This window comes from Duganella sp. CF517 (genome assembly GCF_900110275.1).
Taxonomy (GTDB): domain Bacteria; phylum Pseudomonadota; class Gammaproteobacteria; order Burkholderiales; family Burkholderiaceae_D; genus Rugamonas.
In genome coordinates, this window is record NZ_FODC01000007.1 from 146,234 (window position 1) to 166,624 (window position 20,391).

The following is a 20,391-nucleotide window of genomic DNA, read 5'->3' on the forward strand; positions in this document are numbered from 1 at the left end:
ATTGACAGCGTCAAGATACCGGATTAACTTAGTACTGAAAATCAGGAATATTTTGATCGATAGTTCAATAAATCGGGATGGTTATGCGGAGAATCACGTTCGACCTCGATGTGCTGCGCACCTTCGTCACCGGCGTCGAGCTGGGCAGCTTCGCCAAGGCGGCCGACCGGTTGGGGCGGTCCACCTCGGCCGTCAGCGCGCAGTTGAAGAAACTGGAGGACCAGCTCGACGCGCCGGTGCTGCGCAAGGCCGGGCGCGGCATGGAGCTCACGTCGGCGGGCGAGACCTTGCTGGCTTACGCGCGCCGCCTGCTCGAACTGAACGACGAGGCGCTGACGGCGTTGCGCGGCGCCGATCTGGCGGGCACCGTCCGGCTCGGCATGCAGCAGGACTTCGGCGAACATCTGCTGACCGAGGTGCTGGGCCGCTTCGCCCGCGCGCACGCGCAGGTCAGCATCGAGGCGCGGGTCGGGCGCAACGCGCATTTGATCGAACAGGTGGGCAATGGCCAGCTCGATCTGGCGCTGGCCTGGGACCGGGCCGGCGACTGGCCCTACGCGCATCGGCTGGGGCAACTGCCGATGCGTTGGCTGGCCGGCGCGCACGGCGGGCTGCCGGCGCACGATGCCAACACGCCGCTGCCGCTGGTGATGCTCGACGCGCCTTGTCTGATGCGGTCGGCGGCGATCGATGCGCTGGACCGGGCCGGCATCGCCTGGCGCATCGCTTTCACCAGCACCAGCCTGTCGGGCATCTGGGCGGCGGTCGCGGCCGGCTTGGGCGTGACGGTGCGCACGGCGGTCGGCATGCCGGCCGGAGTGAGGCTGCTGGAGGCGTCGGCGCTGCCGCCGCTGCCGCACATCGGCCTGAGCCTGCTGCAATCGGAAGCGCAGCTCAAGCCGGTGGCGCAAAGGCTGCGCGAGATCGTGCTGGAGGCGGTGGCCCCGGCGTTGGGCTGATGCCCACCGGAGCCACGCGTGGCGGATCAGGCGAAACGCCGTAATCGGCCATGCGTGATTACGTGGTCTACTTCTTGATCCGCAGCCCGGCCAGCTTGGCCACGCCCGCGAGCGTGGTCTGCGCCGCGTTCAGGCCCAGCAGGAAGTCCTTGTCCGAGAAGTTGGCGTACAGGTCGGTCGGCTGGTGCCAGTGCGGGTCCCAGCCGGAACCGATCTGCTGGCCGCGCTCGTTCTCGCGCAGCGAAATCGACGGCACCAGGTCCATGAACGGCGTCGAATCGGTGTTGGTCATGTGGAAGCCGACGCTGGCCGGATAGCGGGTCGCGTACTTGTCGTTGGCGGCGCGGAAGGCCCACGCCAGCTTGGCCGAGGCGTCGGCCTGCTTCGACACCGACTGGTATTCGATGTTGACGTCGGCCTCCAGGCGCTGCTCGGGCGGCGCCACGAACACCGGCTTGCCCTGCTCGTCGACCACCGGCTTGCCGTAGCCGTCGATCTTCTGGAACGGCATGCCGTGGTCGAACAGCATCATGTCGTGCTGGATCATGCCCAGCCATTTAGGCTCGGGATACTTGCCCGATCCCTTGGGCGATTCGATTCCCTGCAAATCCTTGCGCTGGTTGACGTAGGCGGTCGCGCCGTTCAAGCCGCTTTCCTCGTTGTTCCACAAGATGAAGCGAATCGAACGGTCGGTCTCGACGCCGGGCGCGCTGAAGATGCGCGCCAGTTCCATCACCAGCGCGGTGCCGGAGCCGTCGTCGTTGGCCGCCTCGCCGAAGCCGATGCCGTCCATGTGCGCGCTGACGATGTACATTTCCTCCGGATGCTGGCTGCCGACCTTGGTGCAGTAGACGTTCTCGCGCTGCGAGGTGCCGACCGGCGTCAGTTCCGAGTTCAGCGCGCGCAGTTTCTCGTCGGGCTGGGCCATCGGGTCGTTGTTGACGCCGGTGGCGATGCGGTTGCCGAACAAGGTGCTGCCACCCTGGCCCGGCGGGCCGCCGGCGCCGCCGCTCGGAATGCCGGGCGCGCGCTTGGGCGCCGGATCGCCGGGTGCCGCTTGCGTGTACTGGTATTGCAGGCGTTCGGTGTTGGTGCAGCCGTAGGACTTCAGTTGCGCCTCGATCCAGTCGAGCGCCTGGCGGTTGCGTTCCGTCCCCTGGCGACGGTCGCCGAACTTGGTCAGGCTCTTGATGGTGGCCTTGTATTTTTCCAGATCGAGCTGGCCCACCAGCGAGGAGATCGGGTCGGCGGCGGCCGCCAACGGTGCGGGGGCCGGAGCCTGGGCTTGGGCGGCGCAGCCGGCGCAGGCCAGCGCCAGGCTCAATGCTACTACTGGTTTCATGGATTTCCTCTCGGCAGGGTCAATAAGCTCTGTCATTCTGCATCACACCGCAGGATTTGAGAAGTTATCTCTCTTTAGAACCGGGGCAGCCTGTCCAGCGTGATCACATCCGGATGGTTGTACACCTTGCGCTTGTGGGCGCTGGTGTTGAAGTGTTCGCCGGTCCAGAAATTGTTGGGCGAGCTCACGCCGGCCGGGCCGCCGCCGTCGTTCCAGGTCATGAACCACAGCCACGCCGCGCCGTCGGCGCGCATCTTGTCCGGGTCCGGGATGTAGCTGTTCTCGCTCAGCGCGATCGGTTTTTTCTCGGCCGAGACTTGCGCGGTTTGCCGGTACTTCGTGATCTGCGAGCCGTAGGTCTTGTTGTCGGTGTCGTCGTAGATATCGAAGCTGGTGATATCGACCACGTCGTCGCCGGGATACCAGGCCGGGTCCTGGCCGTTCCATACCCAGATCAGATTGTGGATGCCGTGCATCTTGACCAGGCGGTCGTACATGTGGCGCCACAGCAGGATGTTGGCGTAGGCCTGCGGCACGCCGTCGGCGCGCGCGCGGCCCCACCAGAACCAGCCTTTGCCGTCGTTGCCGGAGGCTTCGTGCAGCGGGCGCCACAGCACCGTCACGTTGGCGTCGGACAGGCGCTTGAGCTGCACCGCCACCAGGTCGATGCCGTCGTTGATCTGTCGGTAGGCCGGGCTGGCGGTGTCCAGCGCGCCGTTCGCCACCGGAATCGTGAACGCGGTGTTCTTGCTGGCGTCCGGCTCGTGGACGTAAAAGCGCGCCTGGTTGACTTGCGCGGTCTTCAACAGCGATGGATCGCGCCAGTGCCAGTGGAACGTCACCAGGCCGCCCTTGTTGGCGAAGGCGATCGCCTCCTCGGTCTGGCGCTGGCCCGACAGCGACGGCCCGGTCATGCCGTAGTCCATGAAATCAAAGCCCATCAGCGCCGGATATTTGCCGGTGTCCGCGTTGACGCGTTCGGCCATGTCGATGGAATCGTTCCAAGACAGGTCCGCCTGTCCGGCGATGATGCTTTTGCCCCAGATGCCGCGCAGCCAGGTATAGATGGCGCGGGTTTTGGCGTTGGCGTCCGGATCGACGGGAGCGTTGCGCGTGGCGAGGGTGGGCGCGCCGGTGCGGTTGTCCGGACAGAAATTGCGCGCCACGCAATATCGGCCTTGCTCGAACGCCCAGCGGCCGTCGTCGCTGCCGCACAGGCGCCAGGATTTGCCGTTGATCGTGCAGCTTTCCGCAGCGGTGGCGACGCCCGACAAGGTCAGCATCGCCGACAGGGCGAGCAGTTTGATGGCCGCGGTGGCGGAAGTTGGCATCGAAGATCCTGTTGTTTGAGTGGTCAGCCCACAATGTAGCCGCGCGCTGGGGGCATTTCAACCTGGATAGGTTTTTGGCCGGTTGTTTAGCCGGAATGACGTTCCTGTTTAACGCGCGGCGCATTGCTGTGCCGGCGGTAGCGCCACGCGGTACTTGCGCTGCCGAGTCTTGACCCCACACCGCCGCCCACGGCCTGTATATATAATTGATAACAAATTTCCACACGTCAGGATAGTCATGGGCAGCCCTTTGTTCCGGTTCACCGTAGGCCGTAGTCTGGCCGTGTTGTCGCTATGCGCGCTCAGTACGCTGAGTGCTGCGCCGGCCTGGTCGCAGACCGAGCCGCCAGCACCGCCGGCCGAGCAGGCCGTGGCGGCGGGGGAGGAGGTCATCGCGGAAACCATCCTGGTGGCGGGGCAGCGTCCCGGTCCCGGTTTGTGGAAGGTGTCGAAAGGTGAGCACGTGCTGTGGGTGTTCGGCACCTACTCGCCGCTGCCGACCAAAATGGAATGGCGCTCGAAGGAAGTGGAAGCCATCCTGGCGCAGTCGCAGGAATATCTGCGGCCGCCGGGCGCGACCACCGACGTGGGATTTCTGCGCCAGATGACGTTGTTGCCGTTCGCGATAGGCTTCAAGAAGAATCCGGATGGCGCCGAGCTCAAGGATCTGCTGCCGGAGCCGGTCTACGCGCGCTGGCTGGTGCTGAAGAAAAAATACATCGGCGACGACGATGGCATCGAACGCGAACGGCCGATCTTCGCCGCCGAGACCCTGTTCCGCAAAGGGCTGGAGCAGGCCGGCCTGGGTTCGGGCGGGCGCGAGGTGCGCGAGACGATCGAAAAGCTGGTCAAGAAAAGCAAGATCAAGATGACGTCGACCCAGGCCGTGCTGGAGATCGATGATCCGGTCAAGATGATCCGGGAGTTCAAGAAGTCCCCGCTGGACGACGTCGCCTGTTTTTCCAACACGATGGCGCGGCTGGAGGACGACATAGACGCCATGCGCGTGCGCGCCAACGCCTGGGCCAAGGGCGACTTGGAGGCGATCCAGAAGATCAGCTATGCGGACCGCGACGGCGCGTGCAATGCGGCCGTTCTCAACCTGGCGTTGATTCAGAGCCGGCCGGGGTTGAGGTCGGTGCAGCAGCGGATACAGGATAGCTGGGTGGCGGCTGCCGAAAAATCGCTGGCGGCCAATGCCTCCACTTTCGCGACGTTGCCGGTGAAGGATTTGCTGGACCCGAAGGGGTTTGTCGCGGCGCTGGAGGCGAAGGGGTATGTGGTGCAGAAGCCGGAGTAACGCTCTGCCCCTAGGTCTAGATCAATATTGGCTGGGACGGTCTGAATTACGCTCTGAACTCTGATGGTTTCCGCTAGGAAAATCGTGACAGTGGAGCTTCAATGACTACGGCCAATCTTAGACACAAACCCGACCACGCGTGTTTGCCTCCGAAGGACAGAAAACTAAGCGGAGCCAAATGGGTGCAGCAATTTCCCGGCGGCACTCGTATTAGCGACCTTGCCGGCACTTCCTGTCATGCAGTTGACGATTTCGTTTGTGCTATGACTGAATCGCCACGACCATTGTAGACACTCCTGAGCCATAATTTAGGCAAAGGAGAAATCATGAGCGGGAAGCGGTATACGGAAGAATTTAAGGTCGCTGCGGTCAAGCAGCCGCAGACTGGTTCCTGCCGGCCCCACCTCCGCCGATTCGATTTTCTACGAATGGGCGTTCTATGGTATTCCCTAATTTAAAACGTTTTATTCTCGTTGTTGATGACAACCGGGGGCGCTAAGCTAAATCAGGGCGGTTTGACCCCGCGCACGCGGCAGACTGGGGTTTGAGGGGGCAATGGAACGTAAAACACGGTTAAGCCATTTGGGACAGTCCTCGCAACGGCGGGCAAGATGAACATGAGCATGCATGGTGCTGTTTTTGATTCGAACGCGATCTATTGATCGAGCGCATCAACGCCAGTATCGTACGCTGCCGAGCCGTATATCCACTGAGAACTTCTTCTTTCGGCTGCCCTTTCAATGAGCACCTGCCGTCTGGGAACTTGCAATTAGCCAGACTAAGGAGATGCGACGCGTTTAACTAACCAATACAGATCTACCGTGCTTGCGGCGACGACACGAACTGAACCTGCCATAGCAAATATCCACTAACTATTCTATACCGCGTATTGCAGATCGACTCCCACAACTTGTATATCGCGGGACTCACCCATGAACTGAGGGTAATCAATCTCTTCTTTTGGCCGAAATTTACCTGGCCCACCGCTTATTCCGAAAGTTGTTTGAACCTCTGAGATTGCGCTTCCGCTAAGTATTATTTCCCCGAATCCTGGAGTAGGTGTAAATATACTTCCAACATTTGGTGCCACCACACCAAAACAAGCACCGATTGTACTGTAAACATTGTTGCTGTTAAAACCCAAGGAATCTATAGAAAAAGCGTTGTAGCTCAAATTTAAGCTATTGATTACATTGGCACATTCAACGCCTGCATTCCAAAACGGCATTAGCTCGGTCAATGTTCCTTGAAGTACTGTCTCGAATGGCGCATTTGTAACTGGCATGGTGTATTGGTTGGTCGCGTAGAGCGTTCCAGACACCGCAGTGGTTGTGATTTGCCCGTTATTCATCGCGAAGCCGTGAAGTTCCCCGACCTTATTTCCGAAATCATCGTAGAGCATCCAATAATCATGACCGCCAAACTCAAGCGCAGGTGATTGACTTGCCACAATAATTGCCATAGTTATTCCTTTAGTTGATGATTAACTGCTCAGCGCGCAGATATTCACTTTCACTGATTGGTGAAACAGTAATTCGGTACTCATAATACTTTGATGTCACCTTGTTATTTATTTTCGTATCTACTCGCTGCTTTCCTAAATATTCACAAATTTCGCCGCAGCGGAATCCCATTCTTACAAGCCTTTCATACTGGTGCTCTTTAGGAATGCTTGCCAATGCCCTAGCGATGCGATCATGCAGCTGTCTATTGTCGTGAAAAGGCCCTTCTTTGGCTATCAATTCTCCAATCTCACTACCCATCATTCCAGATGACTCCTTTGCCGTAGAAATCAAAGAAACTTCAATCAAAATTGGAGATTTGTAAGGGTGTACTGCAATATCATACCTTTGTTCGGCATATTGCAGCCATTCATCAGACCGGATAACTGATCGGTAAACTCCCTGAAAATTACAAGAAATCTCGTCACATACAAACCCAAGGCGTCCCAAATTTAATTTTGGGTTCGGAGATTGCTCCACAAAGTTCTTCTGAAGTAACTTTGCAATATTTCGCCTCGCAATTTCCTCGTTTGTGGCTGCACTGGTACTCGCCAGAAGGATTCCAATCTCGCTTGTGCCTAGCCCGCTACTATCAACTTTAACCACGGGCTCTGTTCCGACCGCATGCGAAGCCGTTCCTAAACATAAGGAAAAAATAATACCGAATATAAATCGTCGCACCTGCCCTCCAAATAAGCTATTCTTTCCGATTTTCTGGTTTCCTAATATCTCTCGACTGGGGAACCGGATAATAGAGTCTACAACAATGTCCATAACCGTTTTCTCTCCAATTGTCACTTACATCGATTTGAAGGTGGCAAATTCCGTGCGGGCGTGGCCGTTTTGTGCGCATCTCGATCGACCGTTGAGAAATAGGCCACCCTCGAGGTCGCTTCAGGCTACCTCCAGACTACGGCGCGCGCGGTTTGACCGGGGCGTCTGATGGTGCGCCTACGATATGTCAGGTGCGAGGGAGTGGGGCAGGTAGACGCGTTTGGCACCCCCTCAACTTGCACCGTCCAAGATTCAAAAAATCAATGACCTCTAGCGTCATTTCGGTTGCGGTATTGCAAGCAAATTGAATTTATTGAGCATGGATTATCTTGGTATGTGAATTATGTAAGAAACGGTAACATGCGATTTGTGGAAATTGGTCTCACAAAATCCGGATGACCAATTTGCTGATGCATTGCTCAAACGAGTAAATTCTGCGAAGGCAAATTTTATCCGTGATGGCAGAGCACGGAAAACCAAATCTTTAGCGGCCGCTCCGATGGATGGGGATCCTTTCTATTTAACTAAAAGTTGGAAATGGATACGGCTTGGCGATATAGTTGAATTATCCGGGGAGTTGCTTACGGGAAATCTTCCGCTTGCGACAGGGCATTGCCGGATTACGTCCCGTAAAAAAATATCAATACTACGGAAATTTCAAATCTTCTAATTCCGCTTCCGCCACTTGCGGTTCAATACGCAGTTGTTAAAAACTAAGTGAGCTATTGTCCAGGTTGTGATGTGTTAACAGAACGTAGAGCTGGGGTGTCCAAGGTGCAGCAGGCATTTGCTGAGGAGATCGTAGAATGGACATACGTTTGAGTGAAATCGGAGGCAATACGTTGAAGTGTGCCAGCGCGGCCATCACACCTTGGCGACATAGGCCATCACACTTTCGATCACAGCACCTTGCCGCAATGTTGTCAACCGGGTGCGAATCCGCGTAGAATGCGTGGCACGCGGGTGTAGCTCAATGGTAGAGCAGAAGCTTCCCAAGCGTACGACTCGAGTCGTTGAGGTTCGCCAGAGCCTCCATTCCACCAGGAAGAGGATGAAACTTCTGTGCACCGCCCAAGTTTTAGGGGGCGGATTTCAAAGGAATGCTCACGAAAGTGTGGCTTCCATACGACGAAGGCTGTATATAGCAATTGTCTTGAGGTGTATCAAACAACCTGCAAGACCGAGGGTTCAGCCCCTCGTAGTCTAGAAGCGGTGCGTCACTGGCAACGGTGGGGTGCTAAGTGCTTTGACAATGTAGCCACCCCTCGCGGGGTATGTCTTTTTCCGTGAGGAAGAAGGGATGAGTTCGGCATTTGCGGCTGGGCGAGGCGCTAGACTGAGTTGGATGGTTAATACAAATGAACTGCTATTAAACGTCGTCAAGCTTGACGAGCCATACGCAATGGTTGGAGGCTCGATGTGATCGGTTGTTTGCTTGCTTGGTGCAAACACGCTGACATATGTATCACCGGCGAAAAGGCAGAACCTTCCCAACTCCGTTGCTTATACGGAACGAGGTAAGCCTGTTGTGGCGTCTGGCCCGTCTGGCAGACAAGGATGACCGTAAGGTCATTTGATGACGCAGCAGGTAGAGGATGATGGAAAAAGCGAATGCCTTTCTGTAATGGGGAGGATAGGGGATGAAACGATTGCCCCGACGCGAAAGCGTGCAGACTTCCATCTGGTGATCTTTTGCAAGGTAGTTTGTATATCGTACCCTAATGGGGATAACGCATCCCCGTTAGGGGAGTATTGCGTCTTCCCTTTTGGGGCAAGGCGGGTGTAGCTCAATGGTAGAGCAGAGGCTTCCCAAGCCTACGACGAGGGTTCGATTCCCTTCACCCGCTCCATGATCCCGGAGGTTGATATGGACGCAAGTGAAATCACTTGTGATGTCGCCTCTACATCCTGGAAAGCTTGGCACGAAGTTGATTGGGTCAAGGTCTACCAAGGTGTTGCGAGGCTACAGACAAGAATTGCAAAGGCAGCAAAAGCAGGGGAATGGCGTAAGGTTCGCGCCCTGCAGAGACTCATGACCAAATCCACTGGAGCGAAAGCTCTGGCCGTGAGGCGCGTCACTGAGAATCATGGTCGGAAAACACCAGGCGTGGAGCAGCAAACCTGGAGTACGCCAGACGAGAAGTGGAGTGCGGTAGAAAATCTCAGCAGAAAGAGATACAAGCCGTTGCCTCTACGTCGTATCTATATCCCGAAATCGAATGGTGAGAAACGCCCGCTGGGCATTCCCACTATGCGCGACCGGGCTATGCAAGCGCTGCATTTGTTGGCTTTGGACCCTGTCGCCGAAACGCTCGGTGATTCCCATTCTTACGGTTTTTAGACGTGAACGCTCAACGGCGGACGCCATTGGACAAGTGCGCAATGTACTTAGCCGTGACGTGTCACCTAAGTGGGTGTTGGAAGGGGACATCAAAGGGTGTTTCGACAATATCAGTCATGAGTGGTTGGTTGCCAATGTCTGCATGGACAAGGTGATTCTCCGCAAATGGTTGAAGGCAGGTTTCATCGAAATGGGAAGACTTTTTCCTACTACGGCAGGTACGCCACAGGGAGGCATCATTTCCCCGGTGTTGGCGAACATCGCACTTGATGGGTTGCAGGCCGAACTCACTAGTTTGTTCAGTACAGTGAGGGAAGCTAGAGCAGCCAAAGTCAATTTCGTGCGATACGCGGATGACTTCATTATCACGGGCAGTTCTCGCGAACTTCTAGAGAATGAAGTCAAACCTTTGGTGGCTGAATTTCTGGCTGCAAGAGCATTGATCTTATCTGCCAAGAAGACCAAGGTCACGCAAGTGACGGAGGGCTTTGATTTCCTGGGATGGCATGTTCGATTTTTCGGGCATCAGTTGTTGGTGCTGCCGTCGAAGGAAAACAGGAAGGCGTTTTTGGATAAGATCCGCGAACTGCTTCGGACGAACAAGTCGGCGAGACAGATTGACGTGATTGAGAAGTTGACCCCGGTTGTCAGGGGGTGGGCGAACTATCACCGAAGTCAGAATTCGTCTCAAACGTTTGCTCGAGGCGACAATCAAATCTGGCATGCACTATGGCGATGGTCGTGTCGTCGTCACCCTACCAAGGGGAAGAAGTGGATCAAACAACGCTACTTCAAGTGCATTGAGGGGCGCGACTGGCGGTTTGCGGACAAGGACCAATTGCTACCAATCTTGGCGGGGTATCGGAAGATCGATCACGTCAAGATCAGAGGCGATGCAAATCCTTACGACCCAGCGTTTGACGAGTACTTCTCCATTCGGCTAGCAAAGCGGATGGACAAGACACTCGAGGGTCGCCGCAAGCTTCGATGGTTGTGGTGGTGGCAGGAAGGTCTCTGTCCTCACTGTGATCAGAAGATCACTCGCGAAAGTGGTTGGCATCTGCACCACATCGTGAAGAGATCGGAACGAGGTTCGGACAAGCTAACAAATCTGGTTTTGTTGCATCCGAACTGTCATAGGCAGTACCACGTCAGGGACTCAGCCGACCCTGCCGGCATCTCGAAATACAAGTAGAGGTGTTTTAGGTTGCTTGAGCCGTATGCGGGGAAACTTGCACGTACGGTTCTTAGGGGGGAGGGTTCCAGTGATGGGGCCTTCCTACCCTCCTTACGACGAGGGTTCGATTCCCTTCACCCGCTCCATCAAATCAACGACTTGCCGCGCGATTAAGCGGCTGCTGGTTCCGCAATTCCGATTTGGTTCCGCAAAAATACCCGCCCCATACCGGTACATCCTCACCGAAAACGACCTGGCCTGAAGGGGCGTCTTACCTTGCTTGAGCGCACCGGAATGAATTATTCTCAAATGCGAATTCAAAAACTGCAGGGTTGCTCATAAAATCTAATATCTTTTGACGCATTCGCCACCAGTAACACGATGGAGATACGAACTCAGTTATGCCAAAAAAATACCCGCGCCTTGCCAGGAAAATCCTACTGATGCTGCTGACTACCGCTCTACTGCCAGGCACGGCAGCGGCCGCAAAAATCCTCCGCTACTCCGATCACGAACCGTTGGGCGGCATGCGCACACGGTTCATCAAGGATGTGTTTTTTGCCGCCATAGAAAAGGAATCGCGTGGCCGCCTGAAGATCGACGACCACTGGGGAGGCGAGCTTTCCAGCGGCGACGAAGCGTTGAGCACCGTCGGGAAGGGCGAGGTGGCGGAGATGGCGACGGTCGTGCCCGAATACACGGCTAAGCAACTCCCCCTGCACCAAATCTTTAAAAGTTTCCCGACGGGTCCGGCGGGCGCCAGGCAGGTGTCGTTGTTCCGCCGCATACCTGTGGCTGGGACACCTCTATCTTCTGACGATGAACCGCGTCACATGGGAAGGGCTGGCGCAAGAAGACAAGTTGCTGTCCTGTCGTTCCCGTCCCGATGCCGAGCTCCCCAAGCAGTTTGACGGCCGCATTCGCATTGGAAAGCGCGTCGATAATTCTTGCCGCACCAAACAGGTCGGTCAGGCTCGCGGTGCCAGTCCTTGCAGAAAGCCCTCCCAAACGAAGCAAGGCCGGCCACATGTGGGCCGGCCTTGCTGTCAAATCACGCCGACGTTATTACGTCAGGATCGCGATCAGGATGATGATGGGCAGTGGGATGCCGAGCAGCAGTAGCAGTATCGAGCGCATAGTATTCTCCTTGAATTAGATGACGGTGCGCGTGACGACACGCGCGTGATCGCGGTTGCGGCCGCCGATGGTGGCGCACAGGCTGGCAACGAAGGCGCCCAGCAGCAGCGCGAAGGTCATCCACAGTGCCGAACGTGCAGCTGCTTTGCGGGCCGCTTCCGCCGCGGCCATGGCCTTGGCTTTCACTTCCGCCGCGGTCTGCTTGGCTTGGGCGTAGATCGAATCGACGCGCTGTTCCGCTTCCGCTTGCGACAGGCCGCTGCGTTTGGCGACCAGTTGCGCCATGTAGTTGCGGTCGTCGGCGCTGATTTTGCCGGCCGCCAGATCGGCAACCAGAATGCGGGTGATCTCTTCACGCTCCGATGCCGTGGCGCCCTGGCCGTTCGGCGAACGCAGCAGCATGTCGGCGAAGTAGTCGTTCGAGCGCGGGTTGTCGGCCACTGCCGATGCGCCTGCCGTCAGCGCCGGTGCCGCTGCGGCGCCGGCGTCGATGGTGCCGCTGAGGACAGCGCGCGCGCCGCCGGCCAGTACCGCCACCGTGATCAAGGTCGCCACGGCCCATGCCAGCAGGCCGTGCGCGGTGTCGCGGAAGTGCACTTCGTCGCCGTGGATGCTGGCCCATTTGACGCGCAGCCGGCCGGCCACGTAGCCGCCGATGCCCGACGCGGCCAATTGCGTGAAGGCGATCCAGACGATCGCGGCGACGCCCAGCGGCGCGGCGTTGTACTCGTACGGCGAGACCGACGACAGGCCCAGGCCCATGCCGAGCATCAGCAGCAGGAAGGACAGGGCGGCGGCGGCGGCCGCGCCGGCGAAGATGGCGCCCCAGGAGACGCCGGAGGCGTAGCCGTCGTCGCCATCGCGGCTGACCACCGCGCCGGGTGTGAATGGTTGAGTCTGCATGATTTTTCCTTATGATTGTTGAACAACGCGGAACCGATCATGCGCCAACAGGCTCGATAGCAATGTGAGCGCTCGCACCGATGCACTGTTTTCGTGCGGATTTCGTGGCTTGGCCGCCCGCCGATGTGACTTGCCGTATACTTCAAGCTTGAGATCGCTTTGCCCCACTCCGGAAAACCCCCTATGAATTCAGTCGGCCCGAACCAGCGCCTGTCCACTCGTCTTGCCTTTCTTGCCGCCGGCCTGGCCATGTCGGCCTGGGCGCCGTTGGTGCCGTTCGCCAAGCAGCGCCTGGCGCTGGGCGAGGCGGACCTGGGCCTGCTGCTGCTGTGCCTTGGCGCCGGCTCGCTGATGGCGATGCCCGTTACCGGCTTGCTGGCGTCGCGCTTCGGCTGCCGCGTGGTGGTGCTGGTGTCGGGCGCTTTCGTGTGCCTGGTGCTGCCAGGGTTGGCGGTCGCGCCCACGCCGATGCTGCTGGGGGCCACGCTGTTCGCGTTCGGCGCGGCGCTCGGCACGCTCGATGTGGCGATGAATGTGCAGGCGGTGATCGTCGAACGTGAAAGCGGCGGTTCGCTGATGTCGGGCTTTCACGGCTTGTTCAGCGTCGGCGGGTTTATCGGCGCCGGCTTGATGGCGTTGATGTTGTGGGCGGGGTTGAGTCCCGCCGCCGCCAGTGCGGTGGTGTCGCTGCTGGTGGCGCTGTCGCTGGTCGCGGCGGCGCCGCATCTGCTGCGCGAGCCGGATGCGGGCGAGGGACACGGGTCGATGTTCGTGGTGCCGCACGGCGCGGTGATCTTCATCGGCGTGCTGTGTTTCCTGTGCTTCCTGGCCGAAGGGGCGATCCTGGACTGGAGCGCCTTGCTGCTGACGTCGGAGCAGAACATGGACGCCACCCGCGCGGGCCTCGGTTATGCGGCCTTCGCGGCGGCGATGACGGTGGGACGCCTGACCGGCGACCGCGTGGTGAGCCGGCTCGGTGGCAAGCGCGTGCTGCTGTTGGGCGGCCTGTGCAGCGCGGCCGGCTTTTTCGCCGCCGTGCTGGCGCCGTCCGCGCCGCTGGCGCTGGTGGGCTTCCTGCTGGTGGGGCTGGGCGCGTCGAACGTGGTGCCGATCCTGTTTACGGCCGCCGGCAACCAGAGCGCGATGCCGGCCGGGCTGGCGATCGGCGCCATCACCACGCTCGGCTATGCGGGCATTCTTGCCGGACCGGCGATCATCGGCTTTGTCGCGCACGCCGTCAGCCTGAACCTCGCGTTCGCCGGCCTCGGCGCCGCGATGCTGGTGATCGCCGCCAGCGCCAGGCTGGGCGCCGCGAAGGGCTGAGCTCCCAGCTCGGAGCCAGGAAAAACAACGATGACGTGATTTTTAGTTTGACATCGCGATTCATAACTCTGTATTATGAAATCGATTTCAAGATCAAGGAAAACGATTTCATCTTATCTGAAATCGTTTTCACCATATCTTCTCGCAGTATGCATCGTTTTCATGTAGTCCAGTGTTGTCTGTGGTCTTATGGCTCCTCGGCTTCCCAGTCGAGGGGCCTTTTTTTTTCGGGGTCAAGTCTGACATTACGACACGAACTCGTCTTTAGGATGAGTGCCGGCGACAGTAGGGCCGAGCCCGTGTCGCAATGACAGACTTGACCCCGGGGTTGGCGTTGCTGGCGATTAGCGCAGCTTGATCGTGACGGCCATCGCGTCGTCGCGCACGTCGATGGCGGCGTCGCTGAAATCCGGTGGGCCGAACTTGCCGCGGGCGTCGCGGCTGAAGCCGTAGTTTTCGCTGGGGATGCCGATCAGGTTGCGGTCCAGCTTGTCGTTCTGGTTCTCGTCCTGGTAGGCCAGCACCGCCCAGGTGCCTTTGGGCACGTTCTGGATCGTGACGACGGTCTCGCCGGCCTGCGCCGGCGCCGAGCCGCTGTACAGGCAATCCTTCAAGAATCGCTCCTTGTCGCACACGGCGACATTCACCTTGCCCCTGCCGCCGACGACCGACGAGACCTTTACCTCGATCGTGGCGGCCGACACCGTGGCGGCCAGCAGGAAGGTGGAGATGAGCAACGATGGCTTGATCAGTGAATGCATGGGTTTCCTTTTCTTGGCTGCGTTGAATGGCGAAGGCGAGTTGCTGGCGCTGTGGAAATAGCGGTTATGGTAGGCTGTGTCCACGGCTGTTGCCAGCGCTGCCCACCCCCTGACGGACCGATACGACCCATGATACTGAACACGCTCATCGTCCTGATCACCATTGTGTTGATGGAATTGTTTTCTATTGTCGCGCACAAATATGTGATGCATGGTTTCGGTTGGGGCTGGCACCGCTCGCACCACGAGCCGCGCACCGGATGGTTCGAGAAAAACGATCTGTACGCCGTGGTGTTCGCCGGGCTGGCGATCGCGCTGATTTATTTCGGTACCGAAGGCCACCATCCGCTCGAATGGATAGGCGCCGGCATGACCGCCTACGGCTTCCTGTACTTCGTCGCGCACGACGGCTTGGTGCACCGCCGCTGGCCGTTCCAGTACACGCCGCGCAGCGGCTATCTGAAGCGACTTTACCAGGCGCACCGCATGCATCACGCCGTCGAGGGGAAAGAGGGCGCGGTCTCGTTCGGATTCCTGTACGCGCCGCCGGTCGACGAGCTCAAGCGTCAACTGCGCGTGCTGCACGATGGCCCGCTGCGCCAACGTGGTCGGGACGCTGCCACAAACCCGGCGCACGCGCCGACATCCGCCGAAGACGCGAAGTAAGCGCGCTGGCGCCGCCCTTCGCCAGCAGCCACAGTTTGGTCGCGCGCGACGTGCCAACCCGTTCATCCCAGGCGTGCGCGCCGCGCGCTTTCACGTTGATCCCGATCTGCCGGTAGACGTTGCGCGCCGTGGCGATGGCCCACGCGCTGCGTAGCGGCAGCGCGATGATGCCCTGGTTGGCGGAGGCGTAATACGGTTCGGCGTAATCGACCAGCCTTGACGCCACCCTGGACAGGGCCGCGCGGTGCCCGGGCAGCGCCACCTCGTCCAGCGGAATCCCCGCTTCGCGCAGCCATGCGGCGGGCACGTAGCAGCGGCCCATGCGCGCATCCTCGACGATGTCGCGCGCGATATTGGTCAGTTGAAAAGCCAAGCCGAGGTCGCAGGCGCGGTCCAGCACCGTCGGCTTGCTGGCGCCCATGATCGACGACATCATCAGGCCGACCACGCCGGCCACGTGATAGCAGTAACGCAGCGTGTCGTCGATGGTCTCGTAGCGCGCCTGCTCCACGTCCATGGCGAAACCGGCCAGGTGGTCGAAGGCGAAGCGCGGCTCGATCTTGTGGCGCAGCGCCACCTCCTGGAAGGCGGCGAAGGCGGGATCCGACATCTTCTCGCCCGCGTAGGCGCGCCTGGTCTGGTCCTCGAGTTGCGCCAGTTTTTCGGCGGCGTCGTCCGGCGCCAGTTGCACCGCGCCGAAGCCCAGCTCCTGGCCGTCGACCACGTCGTCGCAATGGCGGCACCACGCGTACAGCATCAACACGCTGCGCCGTACGTCGGCCGGGAACAGCTTCGCCGCCGCCGCGAAGCTTTTGGAGCCGACCTTGATGGTCTGGGTCGCGTGATCCAGCAGCGCCTCGCTCATCGCCCGAACTCCTCGATCATCAAACCGGCCGTCGCCTTGGCCGAGCCGATCACCCCCGGCACGCCGGCGCCGGGATGGGTGCCGGCGCCGACCAGGTACAGGTTCGCCAGCTCGCTGTCGCGGTTGTGCGGCCGGAACCAGGCGCTCTGCGTCAGGATAGGTTCGAGCGAAAACGCCGAGCCGACATGCGCGTTGAGCTGGTCGCGGAAGTCGAGCGGCGTGAAGATGCGGCTGGTGACCAGCTGGTCGCGCAGGCCGGGCATGTAGCGGCGCTCCAGGTATTCGAAGATGCGGTCGCGGTAGCGCGGACCTTCGACGGTCCAGTCGATATCCGCGTTGCCCAGGTGCGGCACAGGCGCCAGCACGTAATGGCTGCCGCAGCCCGGCGGCGCCAGCGACGGATCGGTGATGCAGGGCGCGTGCAGGTACAGCGAAAAGTCGTCGGCCAGCGTTTTGCCGCCGAAGATCTCGGTGATCAGTTCCTTGTAGCGCGGTCCGAAGCAGACGGTGTGGTGCTGTAGCTGGCTATGGTGGTGATTGAGCCCGAAGTACAGCACGAACAGCGAGTTGCTGAAGCGTTTTTTGCGCAGCGAGCCGGCCTCCGACGGGCCGCGCGGATGCTGCGACAGCAGATCTGCATAGGTGTGGACGACGTCGGCGTTGGAAGCCACCGCCTGCGCGGGGAAGTGGCGTCCGTCCGCCAGGCGCACGCCGTTGACGCGCGCGCCGCTGGCCTCGATGGCCGCCACGTCGGCATTCAGTTCGATGCGGCCGCCGATATCCTGGAACAGGCGCACCATGCCGTTGACCAGCGCGCCGGTGCCACCGCGCGGAAACCACACGCCCCAGCGCCGCTCGAGCGCGTGGATCAAGGTGTAGATCGACGACGTGGCGAACGGGTTGCCGCCGACCAGCAGCGAGTGGAAGGAGAACGCCTGCCGCAGGTGCTCGTTCTGGATGAACTTCGAGACGATGCTGTAGACGCTGCGCCATGCCTGCAGCTTGGCCAGTTGCGGGCCGGCCGCGATCATGTCGCGGAACGACAGGAAGGGCACGGCGCCCAGTTTCAGATAGCCTTCGTCGAACACCGCCTTGGAGTATGCCAGGAAGCGCTGGTAGCCCTGCACGTCGGCCGGGTTGAGCGCGTGGATCTGGCGGTCCAGCGATTCCTGGTCGTTGGCGTAGTCGAAGTGGCTGCCGTCCTCCCAGCAAAGGCGGTAGAACGGCGCCACCGGCAGCATCTCGACGTAGTCGGACAGGCGCTTGCCGGCGACGGTGAACAGCTCCTCGATCGCCGATGGATCGGTGATGACGGTGGGGCCGGCGTCGAAGGTGTAGCCCTGGTCTTCGTAGACGTAGGCGCGGCCGCCCGGCTTGTCGCGTTTTTCGAGCAGGGTGGTTTGAATCCCGCTCGCTTGCAGACGGATGGCCAGCGCCAGGCCGCCAAAGCCGGCGCCGACGACCACTGCCTGTTTTGTTTCGTTCATTCGGGTTTCCTGATTTGGTGGGGATGGATTTTGCGTGCGGCCGATATGGCCTGGCCGACCGGCACCGGCGGTTTTCCCGACAGCAGACGGACCTTGTCGCCGAGGGTCGGACGGCCGGCGTAAAAGCGCGCGATCAACGGCGCCGGCAAATGGTAAAAACGCTGCATCACGCGCCAGCGGCTGTCGGCGTCGCCGGCCAGGAACAGCATCCGGTTGAGCAGCCGGAAAAAGCGCTGCCCGCGCCATTCGTGCAGCGCGGTCTGGCGGATGGCGTCGAACAAGGCGGGCGCGCCCAAGTCGTCCAGCGCGGCGATTCGCTCGGCCAGCCGCACCGCGTGCGGCAGCGAATAGCCGGTCGTCGGGTGGAACAGGCCCGCGCGCAGGCCGGAAGTCGGTTGGCCGTCGAGGTCCGACCAGAATCGATCGATGTCGCCGGCCAGCACGATCGGCAGCGAGCCGTGTTCCTCGCGGATGATTTCTTCGATGCGCCAGCCGCGCGAGGCGGCATAGGCGGCGATGTTGGCGCGCAGCCGTTCCGGCTCCCACACGCCGGTGTCGACGTAGTGCGTGTCCTCGATCAGCAGGCGGTCGGGCGCGAAAGGCAGCACGTAGACGAAACGGTAGCCGCCTTGCTGCGCGACGCTGGCGTCCATGATGATGGGCGAGGCCAGTCCGTGCGGCGCGGCCAGGCGCACCTCCTGTCCGAGGAAGGTCTGGTAGCCCAGCGCCAGCCGGTCCGACGGGCGCGGGCCACGGCCGTCGATGACGGCGCCGGCGTGCAGGATCTCTCCGCCGGCCAGGGTCACCGTGGTTGGACCCACTTGCCCTATTCGGGCGCCGAGCCGCAGCGCGTCGCCCAGCGCCGCTTCGATGACGCGGGCGAAATCGTCGGAGGCGATGCTGGCATAGCCGCCGTCGAGCGTCCTGGCGTGTTCGTGGAAGATGACGTCGTAATCCGGCCAGCGCGCCGAGACCAATGGCGCGAGCCACTGCCGCTGCGCCGCATCGAGGTCGCTGTCATGGAACGACCAGGTATGGTTGCCGCCGATGCGGTCATCCTGTTCGAGCAGCAGGATGCGCAGCGATGGACGCGCGGTCCGCAGCCGCCAGGCGATCAGCGCGTTGGCCAGGCCGCCGCCGGCCAGGATCACGTCGTACGGCGCGGCGGTCATGCGATGCCGCTCGCGGTGCGGCGGGCGTCGCTGTCATTCCGGCGGTTGAGGTTTAGCGCTGTTTCGACGATGTCGGCGGCGCGCGGCGTGCCGCCCGCTTGCGCCAGCTGCTCCGACAGGCCGGCAAGCCGCTGGCCGTATTCCGGTTCGTCGAGCAGCCGCCGCAAATGCCTGCCCAGTTGCGCCGCGCCGGTGAAGCGCGGCGACGCCCGCAGCCCGATGCCGGCATGGCAGATCCGCGACGCCACGCCCGGCTGGTCGAAGGCGATCGGCAGGGCCAGGATCGGCGTGCGCGCCGCTATCGCGTCCATCGCCGTGTTCAGCCCCGCGTGCGAAACCACGGCGTCGGCGCGGGCCAGCACCGCCTGCTGTGGCGCGAACGCGCACACCGTGGTCGCGCCGGCGGGACCGGCCCGCTCGACCGTCTGCGACTGTTGCGGGTTCAATCCCCCGCAGTGGGCGACCAGCAGTTGAACATTCAGCCCCCGGCAGGCTTGCGCGATGCGCTTGAACAGCGCAAGGCGCTGGCCTTGCAAGGTGCCCAGCGAGGCGAAGATGAACGGGCGGCCCTCGGCAACGACCGGCATGGGGTCGATGCGCGGGCCGGCGTGCAAGACGCCACCTGGGGCGGCGTGCCGCAGCGGGCCGACGTGGTGGAAATTCGCTGGCAGCTGCTGGCGCGGAAAATCGAAGGCGGCAATCGTCTGGCTGATTTGCGCCAGCGGCGACAGGCACTCGTGCAGCATGCCGCGCGCCGGGATGCCCAGCGCGCGCGCCTGCCGCTCGATCACCTTGCGGTGCGGCGCCATGAGCCAGTCGTAGACGCGGGAGCTGCCTTCATACATCTTCAGCGAACGCTCGTCGGTGCCGAATTGGAACGGCATCACCGGCAGCGGAATGCCCGGTTCGCGGTTGACCGGCAGCGCGCAGGCCACCGAGACGAACGGCATCCCCAGCGCCTCGGCCACCAATCCAGCCGCCGCCTCCATCTGGTCGCCGAGCAGGGCGTCGATGCGCAGGGCTGCGATCGCGGCGGGCAGTTCGCGGCATAGCATGTCGGTGGTGTCGGCCATGTCGACGATGACCTTGCGCAGTCCCAGCGGGCTGCCCGGATTGGCGGCCAGCCGCAGCGAGGCGTCCAGCGACCCTGGCGGATAGCGGTCGGCGCCGAGCGCGTGGAAGCCGATGCGGGCGTCGCGCTCGTTGCTTAGCCAGCCGGCGGCGTCGGGCCGGTGCAGGAAGGTGACCTGGTGTCCGCGCTCGATCAACGCTAGCGCCAGCGCCGACAAGGCGTTGAAATGGCTGTAGAAGGCCGGGGCGACCACGCCGAAGTGGGCCATGCGATGTCCTC

15 protein-coding genes, 1 tRNA gene and 1 pseudogene are annotated in these 20,391 nt (G+C 60.9%); 7 read left to right on the top strand and 10 right to left on the bottom strand.

Annotation, left to right across the window (positions count from 1 at the left end; all coding sequences use genetic code 11):
* The first annotated feature begins 83 nt into the window (after positions 1–83).
* Positions 84–959: a LysR substrate-binding domain-containing protein gene (locus BMX85_RS24630; RefSeq protein ID WP_090325129.1), complete on the top strand. Its 876-nt coding sequence runs from the start codon at positions 84–86 to the stop codon at positions 957–959.
* A 67-nt stretch (positions 960–1,026) separates the two neighbouring features.
* Here BMX85_RS24630 and BMX85_RS24635 read toward each other — a convergent pair whose 3' ends face one another.
* Together BMX85_RS24635 and BMX85_RS24640 are read right to left on the bottom strand one after the other, a co-directional pair.
* The gene (locus tag BMX85_RS24635) at positions 1,027–2,301 is read right to left on the bottom strand and encodes a M28 family peptidase (RefSeq protein WP_090325131.1); all 1,275 of its coding nucleotides are present in this window, start codon (positions 2,299–2,301) and stop codon (positions 1,027–1,029) included.
* A gap of 74 nt (positions 2,302–2,375) precedes the next feature.
* The gene (locus BMX85_RS24640) at positions 2,376–3,632 is read right to left on the bottom strand and encodes a glycosyl hydrolase (protein WP_177196878.1); all 1,257 of its coding nucleotides are present in this window, start codon (positions 3,630–3,632) and stop codon (positions 2,376–2,378) included.
* Positions 3,633–3,870: 238 nt separating this feature from the next.
* Here BMX85_RS24640 and BMX85_RS24645 point away from each other — a divergent pair, with 238 nt between their 5' ends.
* A complete protein-coding gene (locus BMX85_RS24645; protein ID WP_090325134.1) occupies positions 3,871–4,932 on the top strand; it encodes a TraB/GumN family protein in 1,062 nt (353 codons plus the stop codon).
* A gap of 877 nt (positions 4,933–5,809) precedes the next feature.
* Here the strand turns inward: BMX85_RS24645 and BMX85_RS30235 are convergent.
* Together BMX85_RS30235 and BMX85_RS30240 are read right to left on the bottom strand one after the other, a co-directional pair.
* Positions 5,810–6,394 (bottom strand): hypothetical protein, encoded by a 585-nt coding sequence (locus tag BMX85_RS30235; RefSeq protein ID WP_143068060.1) that lies wholly within the window; start codon positions 6,392–6,394, stop codon positions 5,810–5,812.
* 10 nt (positions 6,395–6,404) lie between these two features.
* On the bottom strand, positions 6,405–7,208 hold the full coding sequence (locus BMX85_RS30240; protein ID WP_143068061.1) for a hypothetical protein: 804 nt from the start codon (positions 7,206–7,208) through the stop codon (positions 6,405–6,407).
* 1,776 nt (positions 7,209–8,984) lie between these two features.
* On the opposite strand from BMX85_RS30240, the gene BMX85_RS24650 reads away from it, so the two are divergent.
* The 3 genes and pseudogenes from BMX85_RS24650 (at position 8,985) to BMX85_RS24660 (ending at position 11,637) form a co-directional block, all read left to right on the top strand.
* A tRNA-Gly gene (locus BMX85_RS24650) sits at positions 8,985–9,058 on the top strand.
* Between the two features lie 17 nt (positions 9,059–9,075).
* Positions 9,076–10,744 (top strand): annotated as a pseudogene (gene ltrA / locus BMX85_RS24655) (group II intron reverse transcriptase/maturase).
* A gap of 425 nt (positions 10,745–11,169) precedes the next feature.
* Positions 11,170–11,637 (top strand): type 2 periplasmic-binding domain-containing protein, encoded by a 468-nt coding sequence (locus BMX85_RS24660; protein WP_177196879.1) that lies wholly within the window; start codon positions 11,170–11,172, stop codon positions 11,635–11,637.
* A 241-nt stretch (positions 11,638–11,878) separates the two neighbouring features.
* On the opposite strand, the gene BMX85_RS24665 is transcribed toward BMX85_RS24660, so the two are convergent.
* Entirely contained in the window at positions 11,879–12,766 is an 888-nt protein-coding gene (locus BMX85_RS24665; protein ID WP_229210657.1) for a hypothetical protein, read from the bottom strand.
* Between the two features lie 183 nt (positions 12,767–12,949).
* Between BMX85_RS24665 and BMX85_RS24670 the strand changes: the two genes are divergently transcribed.
* A complete protein-coding gene (locus tag BMX85_RS24670; RefSeq protein WP_090325138.1) occupies positions 12,950–14,089 on the top strand; it encodes an MFS transporter in 1,140 nt (379 codons plus the stop codon).
* A 344-nt stretch (positions 14,090–14,433) separates the two neighbouring features.
* Here BMX85_RS24670 and BMX85_RS24675 read toward each other — a convergent pair whose 3' ends face one another.
* Positions 14,434–14,850 (bottom strand): DUF2141 domain-containing protein, encoded by a 417-nt coding sequence (locus BMX85_RS24675; protein WP_090325141.1) that lies wholly within the window; start codon positions 14,848–14,850, stop codon positions 14,434–14,436.
* A 129-nt stretch (positions 14,851–14,979) separates the two neighbouring features.
* Here BMX85_RS24675 and BMX85_RS24680 point away from each other — a divergent pair, with 129 nt between their 5' ends.
* A complete protein-coding gene (locus tag BMX85_RS24680; RefSeq protein WP_090325144.1) occupies positions 14,980–15,516 on the top strand; it encodes a sterol desaturase family protein in 537 nt (178 codons plus the stop codon).
* Here BMX85_RS24680 and crtB read toward each other — a convergent pair.
* From crtB to BMX85_RS24700, 4 genes are read right to left on the bottom strand one after another with little or no spacing between them, the layout of a single operon-like run.
* Complete coding sequence (gene crtB, locus BMX85_RS24685; RefSeq protein ID WP_090325147.1) at positions 15,410–16,381, bottom strand: 15-cis-phytoene synthase CrtB; 972 nt, start codon at positions 16,379–16,381, stop codon at positions 15,410–15,412. The two genes, BMX85_RS24680 and crtB, sit on opposite strands and share 107 nt — an antisense overlap.
* Entirely contained in the window at positions 16,378–17,868 is a 1,491-nt protein-coding gene (locus BMX85_RS24690; RefSeq protein ID WP_090325149.1) for a phytoene desaturase, read from the bottom strand. Before BMX85_RS24690 ends, crtB begins: the two co-directional genes overlap by 4 nt.
* Complete coding sequence (gene crtY, locus BMX85_RS24695) at positions 17,865–19,040, bottom strand: lycopene beta-cyclase CrtY (protein ID WP_090325150.1); 1,176 nt, start codon at positions 19,038–19,040, stop codon at positions 17,865–17,867. The genes BMX85_RS24690 and crtY overlap by 4 nt, the downstream gene beginning before the upstream one ends.
* Complete coding sequence (locus BMX85_RS24700; RefSeq protein ID WP_090325151.1) at positions 19,037–20,380, bottom strand: glycosyltransferase; 1,344 nt, start codon at positions 20,378–20,380, stop codon at positions 19,037–19,039. The genes crtY and BMX85_RS24700 overlap by 4 nt, the downstream gene beginning before the upstream one ends.
* Positions 20,381–20,391 lie beyond the last annotated feature (11 nt).

What these genes read in the sequence shown, in the direction of transcription:
- BMX85_RS24630 (WP_090325129.1), top strand. Translation starts at nt 84, where the DNA reads ATGCGGAGAATCACGTTCGACCTCGATGTGCTGCGCACCTTCGTCACC.
- BMX85_RS24635 (WP_090325131.1), bottom strand. Translation starts at nt 2,301, where the DNA reads ATGAAACCAGTAGTAGCATTGAGCCTGGCGCTGGCCTGCGCCGGCTGC.
- BMX85_RS24640 (WP_177196878.1), bottom strand. Translation starts at nt 3,632, where the DNA reads ATGCCAACTTCCGCCACCGCGGCCATCAAACTGCTCGCCCTGTCGGCG.
- BMX85_RS24645 (WP_090325134.1), top strand. Translation starts at nt 3,871, where the DNA reads ATGGGCAGCCCTTTGTTCCGGTTCACCGTAGGCCGTAGTCTGGCCGTG.
- BMX85_RS30235 (WP_143068060.1), bottom strand. Translation starts at nt 6,394, where the DNA reads ATGGCAATTATTGTGGCAAGTCAATCACCTGCGCTTGAGTTTGGCGGT.
- BMX85_RS30240 (WP_143068061.1), bottom strand. Translation starts at nt 7,208, where the DNA reads ATGGACATTGTTGTAGACTCTATTATCCGGTTCCCCAGTCGAGAGATA.
- BMX85_RS24660 (WP_177196879.1), top strand. Translation starts at nt 11,170, where the DNA reads ATGCTGCTGACTACCGCTCTACTGCCAGGCACGGCAGCGGCCGCAAAA.
- BMX85_RS24665 (WP_229210657.1), bottom strand. Translation starts at nt 12,766, where the DNA reads ATGCAGACTCAACCATTCACACCCGGCGCGGTGGTCAGCCGCGATGGC.
- BMX85_RS24670 (WP_090325138.1), top strand. Translation starts at nt 12,950, where the DNA reads ATGAATTCAGTCGGCCCGAACCAGCGCCTGTCCACTCGTCTTGCCTTT.
- BMX85_RS24675 (WP_090325141.1), bottom strand. Translation starts at nt 14,850, where the DNA reads ATGCATTCACTGATCAAGCCATCGTTGCTCATCTCCACCTTCCTGCTG.
- BMX85_RS24680 (WP_090325144.1), top strand. Translation starts at nt 14,980, where the DNA reads ATGATACTGAACACGCTCATCGTCCTGATCACCATTGTGTTGATGGAA.
- crtB (WP_090325147.1), bottom strand. Translation starts at nt 16,381, where the DNA reads ATGAGCGAGGCGCTGCTGGATCACGCGACCCAGACCATCAAGGTCGGC.
- BMX85_RS24690 (WP_090325149.1), bottom strand. Translation starts at nt 17,868, where the DNA reads ATGAACGAAACAAAACAGGCAGTGGTCGTCGGCGCCGGCTTTGGCGGC.
- crtY (WP_090325150.1), bottom strand. Translation starts at nt 19,040, where the DNA reads ATGACCGCCGCGCCGTACGACGTGATCCTGGCCGGCGGCGGCCTGGCC.
- BMX85_RS24700 (WP_090325151.1), bottom strand. Translation starts at nt 20,380, where the DNA reads ATGGCCCACTTCGGCGTGGTCGCCCCGGCCTTCTACAGCCATTTCAAC.